Source organism: Bradyrhizobium altum (genome assembly GCF_020889705.1).
In the GTDB taxonomy this organism is placed as follows: domain Bacteria; phylum Pseudomonadota; class Alphaproteobacteria; order Rhizobiales; family Xanthobacteraceae; genus Bradyrhizobium; species Bradyrhizobium altum.
Genome location: NZ_JACMYP010000253.1, coordinates 1 through 12734 on the forward strand (window position 1 = coordinate 1; position 12734 = coordinate 12734).

The 12734-nt window shown below is 66.4% G+C and carries 10 protein-coding genes and 1 pseudogene; all 11 read left to right on the forward strand.

Going from position 1 to position 12734, the window contains the following annotated elements; all coding sequences use genetic code 11:
- A partial coding sequence (locus H8B02_RS38160; protein WP_283842301.1) for a glycosyltransferase occupies positions 1 to 670 on the forward strand: 670 nt, incomplete at its 5' end.
- Between the two features lie 102 nt (positions 671 to 772).
- The gene (gene murC / locus H8B02_RS38165; RefSeq protein WP_229170920.1) at positions 773 to 2176 is read left to right on the forward strand and encodes a UDP-N-acetylmuramate--L-alanine ligase; all 1404 of its coding nucleotides are present in this window, start codon (positions 773 to 775) and stop codon (positions 2174 to 2176) included.
- A gap of 2 nt (positions 2177 to 2178) precedes the next feature.
- Complete coding sequence (gene murB, locus H8B02_RS38170; protein ID WP_229170926.1) at positions 2179 to 3096, forward strand: UDP-N-acetylmuramate dehydrogenase; 918 nt, start codon at positions 2179 to 2181, stop codon at positions 3094 to 3096.
- Positions 3096 to 4082 (forward strand): D-alanine--D-alanine ligase family protein, encoded by a 987-nt coding sequence (locus H8B02_RS38175; protein WP_229170921.1) that lies wholly within the window; start codon positions 3096 to 3098, stop codon positions 4080 to 4082. The genes murB and H8B02_RS38175 overlap by 1 nt, the downstream gene beginning before the upstream one ends.
- A gap of 125 nt (positions 4083 to 4207) precedes the next feature.
- Positions 4208 to 4476 (forward strand): annotated as a pseudogene (locus H8B02_RS38180) (hypothetical protein); the annotation flags it as partial.
- Positions 4416 to 5423, forward strand: a complete 1008-nt coding sequence (locus H8B02_RS38185) for a cell division protein FtsQ/DivIB (RefSeq protein WP_229170922.1) — start codon at positions 4416 to 4418, stop codon at positions 5421 to 5423. The pseudogene H8B02_RS38180 and the gene H8B02_RS38185, both read left to right, overlap by 61 nt.
- Complete coding sequence (gene ftsA, locus H8B02_RS38190; RefSeq protein ID WP_092115917.1) at positions 5420 to 6736, forward strand: cell division protein FtsA; 1317 nt, start codon at positions 5420 to 5422, stop codon at positions 6734 to 6736. Before H8B02_RS38185 ends, ftsA begins: the two co-directional genes overlap by 4 nt.
- A gap of 89 nt (positions 6737 to 6825) precedes the next feature.
- Positions 6826 to 8610, forward strand: coding sequence for a cell division protein FtsZ (gene ftsZ, locus H8B02_RS38195; protein ID WP_229170923.1), 1785 nt, complete (start codon positions 6826 to 6828; stop codon positions 8608 to 8610).
- Positions 8611 to 8960: 350 nt separating this feature from the next.
- Entirely contained in the window at positions 8961 to 9923 is a 963-nt protein-coding gene (gene lpxC / locus H8B02_RS38200) for a UDP-3-O-acyl-N-acetylglucosamine deacetylase (RefSeq protein ID WP_229170924.1), read from the forward strand.
- 244 nt (positions 9924 to 10167) lie between these two features.
- Positions 10168 to 11076 carry an outer membrane protein assembly factor BamD gene (locus H8B02_RS38205; protein WP_376711764.1) on the forward strand — a complete coding sequence of 303 codons (909 nt, stop codon included), beginning with the start codon at positions 10168 to 10170 and terminating at the stop codon, positions 11074 to 11076.
- A gap of 13 nt (positions 11077 to 11089) precedes the next feature.
- Positions 11090 to 12734, forward strand: a 1645-nt coding sequence (recN, locus tag H8B02_RS38210) for a DNA repair protein RecN (protein ID WP_229170925.1), incomplete at its 3' end; no start/stop codon positions are given.

Sequence of the window (12734 nt, forward strand, 5' to 3'; positions counted from 1 at the left end):
CTCGCTGCCCGGCGTGCTCGACCGCGATCCCGCGCTCGCCGGCAAGGCCACCACCGTCGGCACGCCGATGCGCCCCGCGATCCTTGCGGCCGCTGCGGTGAAATACACGCCGCCCGAGGTGAACGGGCCGCTGCGCCTGCTGGTCGTCGGCGGCAGCCAGGGCGCGCGGGTGATGAGCGACATCGTGCCGCCGGCGATCGAGAAGCTCGCGCCCGCGCTGTGGAGCCGACTGATCATCACCCAGCAGGTGCGCGAAGAGGACATGGCGCGGGTTCGGGCGGTCTATGACCGGCTCAAGATCGATGCCGAGCTCGCGCCGTTCTTCCCGGACCTGCCGGCACGGCTTGCCTCGAGCCAGCTCGTGATCTCGCGCTCCGGCGCCGGCACGGTGGCCGAGCTGGCCGCGATCGGGCGGCCCTCGATCCTGGTGCCGCTGCCGGGCGCGATTGATCAGGACCAGTTCGCCAATGCCGGCGTGCTGTCGCAGGCGAACGGCGCGCTGCGCATTACGCAGAGCGATTTCACGCCCGAACGGCTCGCCGCCGAAATCTCGGCCTTCGCCACCGAGCCCTCGAGGCTGACCGCGATGGCGGAGGCCGCGCGCAGCGTCGGCCGGCTCGATGCCGCCGAGCGGCTGGCCGATCTGGTGACGAAAGTGGCAGGAATTTAGGCGTTTGCGAGGAATTTTCGGCCAAGGGACGTCATGGCCGGGCTTGTCCCGGGAGGCCGCGTCTTTCATAAGTCGATCGGACATGATGAGGATGGCACCAGCATGAGACTGCCGCGCGAGATCGGACCCATTCACTTCGTCGGGATCGGCGGCATCGGCATGAGCGGCATCGCCGAGGTGCTGATCAATCTCGGCTACACCGTGCAGGGCTCCGATGCGTCGGACAATTACAACCTCGACCGGCTGCGCAAGAAGGGCGCCAAGATCTCGGTCGGCCACACCGCCGAGAACGTCGATGGCGCCGATGTCGTCGTGGTCTCGACCGCGATCAAGCGCGACAATCCCGAACTGATGGCGGCCCGCGCGCGGCGCATTCCGGTGGTGCGGCGCGCCGAGATGCTGGCGGAATTGATGCGGTTGAAGAGCTGCGTCGCGATCGCCGGCACCCATGGCAAGACCACCACGACCACGATGGTGGCAACATTGCTCGACGCCGGCGGGCTCGATCCGACCGTGATCAATGGCGGCATCATCAATGCCTATGGCTCCAATGCGCGGCTCGGGGCCGGCGACTGGATGGTGGTCGAGGCCGACGAGAGCGACGGCACCTTCCTGAAGCTGCCGTCCGACGTCGTCATCGTTACCAATATCGATCCCGAGCATCTCGATCACTTCAAGACCTTCGAGGCGATCCAGGACGCGTTCCGCAATTTCGTCGAGAACGTTCCGTTCTACGGCTTTGCCGTGATGTGCACCGATCATCCGGTGGTGCAAACCCTCGTCGGCAAGATCGAGGACCGCCGCATCATCACCTACGGGCAGAATCCGCAGGCCGATGCGCAGCTGCTGGATCTGACGCCGATGGGCGGCGGCTCGAAATTCAAGGTCGCGATCCGCGATCGCAAGTCGGGCGCGACGCACGGGATCGCTGACATCATGCTGCCGATGCCGGGGCGCCACAACGCGTCGAACGCGACGGCGGCGATCGCGGTCGCGCATCAGCTCGGCGTGTCCGATGACGTGATCCGCCAGGCCATGGCGGGCTTCGGCGGCGTCAAGCGGCGCTTCACCAAGACCGGCGAGACGAACGGCATCACCGTGATCGACGATTACGGTCATCATCCGGTCGAGATCGCGGCCGTGCTGAAGGCGGCGCGGGAATCCACCAACGGCAAGATCGTCGCCGTGGTGCAGCCGCATCGCTACACCCGACTGCAATCCTTGTTCGAGGAATTCTGCACCTGCTTCAACGATGCCGACGCGGTCGTGGTCGCGGAGGTCTATCCGGCCGGCGAGACGCCGATCGCAGGCATCGACCGCGACCATTTCGCCGCCGGCCTGCGCGCCCACGGCCATCGCAACGTTGTCCCGCTGCCGAACGCCGGCGAGCTCGCGAAGATTGTTCACGGCCTCGCCAAGTCCGGCGACCTCGTCGTCTGCCTCGGCGCCGGCAACATCACGCAATGGGCCTACGCACTGCCCGGCGAATTGAAGGCGCTGGGGTGATCGTGACCTTCCCCGACATCACGCCCGACCTGAAAGCCGCGATGCCGGAGCTGCGTGGGCGGCTGCTGGCGAACCAGCGGCTTTCGGAGCTGACCTGGTTTCGTGTCGGCGGTCCGGCGCAGGTGCTGTTCACGCCGGCGGACGAGGATGATCTGGCTTATTTCCTGAAGCGGCTGCCGCAGGAATTGCAGGTCTATGTCGTCGGCGTCGGCTCCAATCTGATCGTGCGCGACGGCGGCATGCCGGGTGTCGTGATCCGGCTGGCGCCGCGTGCCTTCGGCGAGACGAGTGCAGCCGGCGATGTCGTCACCGCCGGCGCCGCGGCGCTCGACAAGCGCGTCGCCGAGACGGCGGCGGCTGCCGACATCGGCGGTATGGAATTCTTCTTCGGCATTCCCGGCACGGTCGGCGGGGCGCTGCGCATGAATGCCGGCGCCAATGGCGGCGAGACCAAGGACGTGCTGATCGAGGCCACCGGCATCGGCCGTGACGGCACCAAGCATACGTTCGGCAATGCCGACATGAAGTTCGTCTATCGCAACTCTGGCGTCGATCCGTCGATCGTCTTCACCTCGGCGCGCTTCCGCGGCAGGATCACCGATGCGGATGCGATCCGCGCCCGCATGAACGAAGTGCAGACGCATCGCGAGACCGCGCAGCCGATCCGCGAGAAAACCGGCGGCTCGACCTTCAAGAATCCGCCCGGCAACAGCGCCTGGAAATTGATCGATGCCGCCGGCTGCCGCGGCCTCAAGGTCGGCGGCGCCCAGGTGTCGGAGATGCACTGCAATTTCCTGATCAACACCGGCAACGCCACCGGGCATGACATCGAGACGCTCGGCGAGACGGTGCGCGAACGGGTCAAGCAAGCCAGCGGAATTGAGCTGCACTGGGAAATCAAGCGGATCGGGAAAAGCTGATGCAGGTGACCATTCTGTTCGGCGGCACCAACAAGGAGCGGCTGGTCTCGGTGGCGAGCGCGCAGGCGCTGCACCGTGCGCTGCCCGACGCGGAGCTCTGGTTCTGGGACGTTGACGACACCGTGCATGCGGTGACGTCCGAACAGCTGCTCGGCCACACGCGGCCCTTCGAAATCGACTTCAAGCCCGACGGTCGCGGCATCGCGCTCGATCAGGCACTCGACAGAGCAGGCACCGAGCAGCGCGTGCTGGTGCTCGGCCTGCACGGTGGCCGCGCCGAGAACGGCGAATTGCAGGCGATGTGCGAGATGCGCGGCGTCGCGTTCACCGGCTCCGGCTCGGCGTCGTCGCATTTGGCGTTCGACAAGCCGTCGGCGAAGCGCTTCGCCGCGATTGCAGGCCTCAACGCGCCGCAGGGCATATCGGTCGCACAGCTCGATGAGGCGTTCGCCCAGCACGGCAGGCTGATCGCAAAACCCGCCAAGGACGGATCGAGCTACGGGCTGATCTTCGTCAACGCACAGCAGGACCTCGTCGCGGTCCGCAATGCCGCGAAGCATGAGGATTATCTGATCGAGCCGTTCGTGTCGGGCGTGGAGGCGACCTGCGGCGTGCTCGAGCAATCCGACGGCACGGTGTTCGCGCTGCCGCCGATCGAGATCGTGCCGGCGGAGGGGGGCTTCGACTACACAGCCAAATACCTTCTGAAGTCGACCCAGGAGATCTGTCCCGGCCGCTTCGCGCCCGAGGTCAGCGCTGCGATCATGGACCACGCGTTGCGGGCGCACCGCGCATTGTCCTGCACCGGCTATTCGCGCAGCGATTTCATCGTGTCGGCCGATCGCCCGGTCTACCTCGAGACCAACACGCTGCCCGGCCTCACCGCGGCATCGCTTTACCCTAAGGCCTTGAAAGCACAGGGCATCGCCTTTGCCGACTTCCTTCGTGACCAGATCGAGCTCAGCCGCCGCCGCGCCAGGAGTTAAGGCCAACCGGGCGGGAACCCGTCCGACTCGGCCGGATGGAACCCGGGCGCTGTTGCTAAAATGCTAACGGGTTCGCGGCAAAGTATTCAGAGCGTTGATCAAAATACACTCCAGGCTGAACTCCTTTACCATTTGTTTACCAGGAAGCCCGAAGGTTAACGCTGGCGGCGCATGTAGCGCTTGGCTGCCGGGGCGTGAGCTGTCGCGGATTACCGCTTCGAGGATCGCAACCAGGGAACAGGGGGCCTCTCTAATCCCACCGGTCTAGCCGAGACGTGATTTGTGCCGGGACCCCGCAGGGTTTGCGGGCGCAACATGTGACGAGCTCGTGCAATGGATGGTGCAGGACGCCTCACCCGATCGCTGCGATCGCTGGGGCCTCAAGCTGACCTGAAAGCAGCCGCTATTGGAGCGGCAGTGCTGCTGCGCGAGTATGTCGGCGCCCATCTCGCGCGTCGCCGCCGGCGTCCCGCCAGGCCGCCGCAGATGATCGATCGCGAGCCGCCGAACCGCTACATCCTGCTGGTCGAACGCTGTCTGCCGCGCCGCATCGGCCTGGCCGCGACGCTCGCGATCCTGTTCGGCAGCCTGGGCTTCGGCATCGTCAGGGGCGGCCATCTCGAGGAGTTCACCACCGCGCTCAGCGACACCCGCAATGCGCTGGCCAATTCCGCGGGCTTCCGCATCACCACCGTCGGCATCAACGGCCGCAAGCAGCTGAGCCAGGACGAGGTGCTTGCGATCGGCGGCGTCAACGGCCGCGCCTCGCTGCTGTTCCTCGACGCTGATACGGTGCGCGCCAAGCTGAAGGCCAATCCCTGGATCGCCGACGCCACGATCCTCAAGCTCTATCCGGGCCGGCTGCAGATCGACATCGTCGAGCGCACCGCCTTCGCGCTGTGGCAGCAGAACGGCCGTCTGTCGGTGATCGCCTCCGACGGCGCGGTGCTCGAGCCCTACGTCTCGCGCCGCTTCCTCAATCTGCCGCTGGTGGTGGGCAAGGGCGCGGACACCCGCGCCCAGGACTTCCTGGCGCTGCTCGACCGTTATCCGCAGGTGCGTTCCGTGACCAAGGCCGCGATCTTCGTCGGTGAGCGGCGCTGGAACCTGCGCCTCAAGGACGGCCTCGATGTCCGCCTGCCGGAGAACGACGTCGGCAACGCGCTGGCCGCGCTCTCCAGGCTCGACAAGGACGAAAAGCTGTTCTCGCGCGATATCGTCGCCGTCGACATGCGCCTGCCCGATCGGCTGATCGTGCAATTGTCCGAGGAAGCCGGCAAGGCGCGCGACGAGCTGTTCAAGGACAAGAAGTCCAAGAAGAAGGCCGGTGACTCCGCATGACCGGCCTCGATCGCAATTTGACCCCGAAGACCCGCCCGATGCAGAAGCGCACCGCGATGGTGGCTTCGCTCGACGTCGGCTCCAGCAAGATCGCCTGCATGATCGCGCGGCTCAGGCCGTCGCCGCCGAACGAGGCGCTGCGCGGCCGCACCCATGCGGTCGAATTGATCGGCTACAGCCAGATCCAGTCGCGCGGCGTCAAGGCCGGCTCCGTCGTCGATCTCGCCGAATGCGAGAAGGCGGTCCGCCATGCCGTGGCGCTGGCCGAGCGCATGGCCAAGGTCCGTGTCGAATCCGTCCTGCTGTCGGTTTCCGGCGGCCGGCTGCATGGCCAGCTGGTTGAAGCCGCGGCCGATATCCACGGCGGCTCGGTGACCGCGGACGATATCAGCCGCGTCACCTCGGCCGGCATGCGCCACGCCGCCGGCGCCGGCCGCACAGTGTTGCACGCGCTGCCGGTCGGCTACGCGCTCGACGGCGTCAAGGGTATCCGCGATCCCAGAGGCATGGTGGCGCGCCAGTTCGGCGTCGACATGAATGTGGTGACGTCGGACGCGACGGTCGCCAAGAACCTGATGCTGGTGGTCGAGCGCTGCCATCTCAACGTCGAAGCCATGGCGTCGAGCCCCTATGTCGCGGGCCTGTCGGTGCTGACCGATGACGAGGCCGATCTCGGCGCTGCCGTCGTCGAGATGGGCGCGGGCTCGACGACGATCGCGACCTATTCCGGCGGCCGCCTCGTGCATGCGTCCGGATTTGCGCTCGGCGGGCAACACATCACGATGGATCTTGCGCGCGGCATCGGCGCGTGCATTGCGGATGCCGAGCGAATCAAGACTTTATACGGCACGGTGCTGACCGGCGGTTCGGACTCGCGCGAGCTGATGTCCGTTCCCACTGCAGGCGATGATCGGGAGACTCCGCAAATCGTGTCCCGCGCCACGATCGCCAACATTGTCCGGCATCGCGCCGAGGAGATTTTCGAAATGGTCCGTGACCGGCTCGCGGATTCTCCCTTTGCGGCAGAGCCGAGGGCGCGCGTCGTGCTGAGCGGCGGCGCCTCGCAGCTCACCGGCACCGTCGAGCTCGCCACCCGTATCCTGAACCGTCAGGTCCGCATCGGCCGCCCGCTCGGCTTCGGCCGGCTGCCGAACGAGGCGAAGGGCGCCTCGTTCTCGGTGCCGACGGGCCTCCTGGTCTATCCGCAATACGCACATCTTGAACATGTCGAACCGCGGCGTACGCGGCAGCTCAGGACAGGGACAGACGGTTACTTCGGAAAGGTCGGACGATGGCTTCGCGAGGGCTTCTGATGACCACACCCCGGCTCATTGCATTTTCACCAGCTCCTGCGGCCAGCGGCCGGGACGAACCAACGCGCGCATAATCGAGAGAGGCAACCATGGCACTCAATCTGACACCCCCTGACATCAGCGAGCTGAAACCGCGGATCACCGTCTTCGGCGTCGGCGGCGCGGGTGGTAATGCCGTCAACAACATGATCACCGCCGGGTTGCAGGGCGTCGACTTCGTCGTCGCCAACACCGACGCGCAGGCGCTGACCATGTCGAAGGCGCAGCGCATCATCCAGATGGGCACCCAGGTCACCCAGGGCCTCGGCGCCGGTTCACAGCCCGATGTCGGCGCTGCGGCCGCGCAGGAGGTGATGGACGAGCTGCGCGATCACCTGACCGGCGCCAACATGGTGTTCGTCACCGCCGGCATGGGTGGTGGCACCGGCACAGGTGCCGCGCCCGTGATTGCCAAGGCTGCCCGCGAGATGGGAATCCTCACCGTCGGCGTGGTGACGAAGCCGTTCCACTTCGAGGGTCAGCGCCGGATGCGCACCGCCGAGCACGGTATCTCCGAGCTCCACAAGGTGGTCGACACGCTGCTGATCATCCCGAACCAGAACCTGTTCCGGGTCGCCAACGAGAAGACCACCTTCGCCGACGCGTTCGCGATGGCCGACCAGGTGCTGTACTCGGGCGTCGCCTGCATCACCGACCTGATGGTCAAGGAAGGCCTGATCAACCTCGACTTCGCCGACGTCCGCGCCGTGATGCGGGAAATGGGCAAGGCGATGATGGGCACCGGCGAGGCCACCGGCGAGAAGCGCGCGCTGACCGCCGCCGAAGCTGCGATCGCCAACCCGCTGATCGACGATAGCTCGATGAAGGGCGCCCGCGGCCTGTTGATCTCGATCACCGGCGGCAAGGACCTTACTCTGTTCGAGGTCGACGAAGCCGCAACCCGCATCCGCGAAGAAGTCGATGCCGACGCCAACATCATCGTGGGCGCCACCTTCGACGAATCGCTCGACGGCGTCATTCGCGTCTCGGTGGTCGCAACCGGCATCGAGCAGGCCGCGATCGCTTCCCGTGCCCAGGCTCCCGCGCAGCAGCCGGGCGGCTCGCCCGAGAGCCGGCTGGCCGATCTGACCGCTCGCCTGCGTGCCGACAATCAGCGCATGGCCGAGCGTGCCCAGAAGCTGGAACCGCCGACCGGCGTGACGGTTGCTCCGATTGCAGCTGCCGCCGCATCCCAGCAGCGTCCGGCCGTCGAGCGCGCAGCGCTCGCGGCAATCGCTGCCGCGGTTGCACCGGACAGCGCACCGGCTCAGGCGCCGATGCAGCCGGGGTCCTACGGTGACGTCACCGTGCGCCCGATCGCCCAGAAGCCCACGTTGTTCCCGGACCACGAGGCGGCCCGGGCCGAGCAGCACGAGCCGATGCCGCCCGAGACCTTCATCCCGCAGGCGGCGGAGCGGTCGCCGGTCCGTGCCCCGCGGATGCCGAAGTTCGAGGATCTGCCGATGCCGGCGCAGGCCGAGATCCGGCAGGCCAGCGGTGACGGCGAGGCGGAACACCCGCAGAAGACCCGGCTGTCGCTGCTGCAGCGGCTGGCCAATGTCGGCCTCGGCCGCCGCGACGAAGAGACCGAGCCGCCGATCGCGGCCCGTGCCTCGGGTCCTGCGATGCCGACGATGCCGCCGCTGCCCGACCGCAAGCCGGCCCGCAGCGTCGCCCAGCAGATCTCGGCGAACGAATCGCCGGTATCGGAATATGCGAAGCGCCCGGCTCCGCAGGGATTGGACGCCCATGGCCGCCAGGCGCCTGTTGCCCCGGCGCCACAGGGTGACGACCATCTTGATATCCCGGCCTTCCTGCGCCGGCAGGCAAACTGAAGTTTGTTACAACCTTGGCGACGAAGAAGGCCTCGGCGGGGAACCGCCCGGGCCTTCTCCTTTTGGCGGGCAGGTGGTTGCATCGGGTAAACAAGCAACTGATTTTAAATGATTAATTATTATTTCGGTGGTCAGATGGCCACTCGCCGAGGGCCGTTTTCGCTGCCGCAATTGGGTTAACCTTGGGCGCGAATGCGGCGGAGATGGGGTAACAATCCGTAAAGAAGCGTGAGTTGGCGCGCTTTAGGGCTGTGACTATGGTCTGCCGGGACTTGGGGAGCTCATGCGAGTCGGCCTTGGGGAAGTTTGGCCACTTGAAGTGAGCGAAGTCGGGTAGTGGGCATTATCGAATGAAGTTCAGCCGTCAGACAACGCTTCGGTCGCAAGCCACCGTGACTGGCGTAGGCGTTCATTCCGGTCTTCCTGTCAGTCTCACGCTGGGACCTGCGCCTGTCGACGCGGGTTTTATTTTTGTCCGCACTGGTCTCGACGGTGCCGACCGCGAAGTTACCGCCACCGCCGACGCTGTGATCGCAACCGAATTCGCGACGGTGCTGGGTGACCGCGAAGGGCCGCTGGTTTCGACCGCGGAGCATGTTCTCGCCGCGCTGCGCGGCATGGGCGTCGACAACGCCACGATCGAAGTCGACGCTGCAGAAGTTCCGATCATGGACGGCAGCGCTGCGGCGTTTGTCGCCGCCATCGATCAGGCCGGCATTGTGACCCAGCCCGGCGTCCGCCGCTTCATCCAGGTACAGAAGCCGGTGCAGGTCAAGATCGGCGATGCGATGGGCGAGTTGCGCCCGTTCGCCGGCGGGTTCCGCGCCGAAGTCGAAATCAATTTCGTCAACAAGGTGATCGGTCACCAGACCTACTCCTTCGATCTGTCGCCGGAAGGCTTCCGCCGCGAAGTCGCGCGGGCCCGTACCTTCGGCTGCATGAATGACGTGGCGCGGCTGTGGGGCGCTGGCTTCGCGCTCGGCGCCTCCTTCGACAACACGGTGGTGTTCGACGAGGCTCGCCTGCTCAACGCCGAGGGCCTGCGCTACGCCAACGAGTGCGCCCGCCACAAGGTGCTCGACGTGATCGGCGATCTGGCGCTGGCCGGCCTGCCGCTGCTCGGCAGCTACCGCTCGGTCCGCGGCGGCCACAAGCTCAACAACGCGGTGCTGAAGGCGCTGCTCGCCGACCGCAGCGCCTGGCGCGTGGTCGAATCGGAGACCGCCCGGCGGCCGGTCCGCGGCCATGTCGAAGCCGGTGCAAGCACGGTGGGCGGCCTCGTCGCCCCGGCCTACGGTCCGGACGTGTCCTGATCGCCGCAGGCGGTCAGCCCAATTCCCGTAATAACCACAGCAGGCTGTGAGCTTCGCCAGGTCGCCTTATTCCCGGCGGATTGGCTCCCTATTCGGTTGGTCGACGGTCATTTTTCGGTTAAACGGGCCCGCGGTTGCCTTGATCCGGCGCCAACGGCACAAGAGATATTGCATCCGTGATCGCGGTTCATGGGTGGAGTGGGGTCGCCGTTAACCGCATCAAAGGCGTCAGGTTTTACAATCCATGTCGGCAATGCGTATGGCGCTCGAACAACGCAATTCTTCTGACGTCTCCGGCCTGACCAAGGCCGCGCGCACGCTGCGCTTCGCGGTGGGCCTGATCGTGCTGGCACTGCCGCTCTCAGGCTGCGGCACCGGCGCGCTGTGGGACAAGTTCATGGCCAAGGACGACACGTTCGTCGATGAGCCCGCGGACAAGCTCTACAATGAGGGCTTGTACATGATGAACGAGAAGAAGGACCTGAAGGCCGCTTCGAAGAAGTTCGAGGAAGTCGACCGTCAGCATCCCTATTCGGACTGGGCGCGCAAGTCGCTCCTGATGTCGGCCTATTCGTACTATCAGGCGGGCGACTACGACAGCTGCATCGGCTCCGCCACCCGCTACGTGACGCTGCATCCCGGCAGCCCGGACGCGTCCTACGCCCAGTACCTGATCGCGGCATCGCATTTCGACCAGATCCCCGACATCTCGCGCGACCAGAGCCGCACCGAGAAGGCAATCGCGGCACTCGAAGAGGTGGTGCGCAAATATCCGACCTCGGAATACGCCACCCAGGCCAAGAACAAGATTCAGGCTGCGCGCGACCAACTCGCCGGCAAGGAAATGGCGGTCGGGCGCTACTACATCGAGAAGCGCGACTTCACCGCCGCGATCAACCGCTTCAAGACCGTGGTCACCCAGTACCAGACCACCCGCCACGTCGAAGAGGCGCTCTACCGGCTGACCGAGGCCTATATGGCGATCGGCATCGCCGGCGAGGCGCAGACCGCCGCCGCGGTGCTCGGCCACAATTTTCCGGACAGCCGCTGGTACAAGGACGCATATAATCTAGTAAAGTCCGGCGGTCTCGAGCCGAGCGAGAATCAGGGATCCTGGATCAGCAGGACCTTCAAGAAGATAGGTCTCGGCTAGGAATTGTCCTCGCATGCTGGCCCGTCTATCGATCCGTGACATCGTCCTGATCGAACGGCTTGATATCGAATTTTCCCGTGGCCTGGCGGTGCTGACCGGCGAAACCGGCGCCGGCAAATCCATCCTGCTTGATGCCTTTGCGCTGGCGCTCGGCGGCCGCGGCGATGCCGGACTGGTGCGCCATGGCGCCGAGCAGGGGCAGGTGACCGCCACGTTCGATGTCCCGAAAGAGCACCCGGCGGCCAAGATCCTCGCCGAGAACGGCCTCGACGACACCGGCGAGATGATCCTGCGCCGCGTCCAGCTCGCCGACGGCCGCACCCGCGCCTTTATCAACGACCAGGCGATCAGCGTGCAGACCCTGAGGGCAGTCGGCTCTGTTCTGGTCGAAATCCATGGCCAGCACGACGAGCGCGCTTTGGTCGACGCCTCCACCCACCGCCAGCTGCTCGACGCCTTCGCCGGCCACGAGAAGGACGTCGCCGCGCTGGAAGCGCTGTGGGAAATCAGGCGGACCGCCAACGCCGACCTCGACGGGCATCGCGCCGGCATGGAGCGCGCCGCGCGCGAGGCCGACTATCTGCGCCATGCCTCCCAGGAGCTGAAGACGCTGGCGCCGAAGGAGGGCGAGGAGACCGAGCTCGCCAACCGCCGCACCACCATGATGCAGGGCGAGAAGGTCGCGACCGATCTGCGCGAGGCGCAGGAGGCGATCGGCGGCTCGCATTCGCCGGTGTCGGCGCTGTCCGCGGCAGTGCGGCGGCTGGAGCGGCGTGCTGCCAATGCCCCCAGCCTGATCGAGCCGGCGGTGAAGGCGATCGATATCGCGATCAACGCGCTGGAAGAGGCCGACCAGCACCTCCACGCGGCGCTGGCGGCGACCGATTTCGATCCGGCCGAGCTCGAGCGCATCGAGGAACGGCTGTTCGCACTGCGCGCCGCCTCGCGCAAATATTCGACGCCGGTCGATCTGCTGGCGGCGCTGGCTGCGCAATACGCTGATGACGTCGCGCTGATCGATGCCGGCGCCGATCAGCTGAAGAAGCTGGAAGCGGCCGCGACTGAGGCCGACAGGCGCTATGCTGCCGCGGCGGCAAAGCTTTCGGCGGCGCGCACCAAGGCGGCCGAGAAGCTCAACAAGGCCGTCAATGCCGAGCTCGCGCCGCTCAAGCTCGAGCGCGCGAAATTCATGACGCAGGTCGAGGCCAATGCCGCCGCGCCGGGGCCGCAGGGCATCGACCGCGTCGAGTTCTGGGTCCAGACCAATCCGGGCACCAAGCCGGGGCCGATGATGAAGGTCGCCTCCGGCGGCGAACTGTCGCGCTTCCTGCTGGCGCTGAAGGTCGTGCTGGCCGATCGCGGATCGGCGCCGACTTTGGTGTTCGACGAAATCGACACCGGTGTCGGCGGCGCGGTGGCGGATGCGATCGGCTCGCGGCTGGCACGCCTCGCCGGCAAGGTGCAGGTGATGGCGGTGACGCATGCGCCGCAGGTCGCAGCCCGCGCCAGCCAGCATCTTCTGATCTCGAAGGATGCGCTCGACAAGGGCAGGCGGGTCGCCACCCGCGTCAACGCGCTTGCCGCCGACCATCGCCGCGAGGAGATCGCGCGCATGCTCGCCGGCGCCGAGATCACTGCGGAGGCCCGCGCCGCGGCGG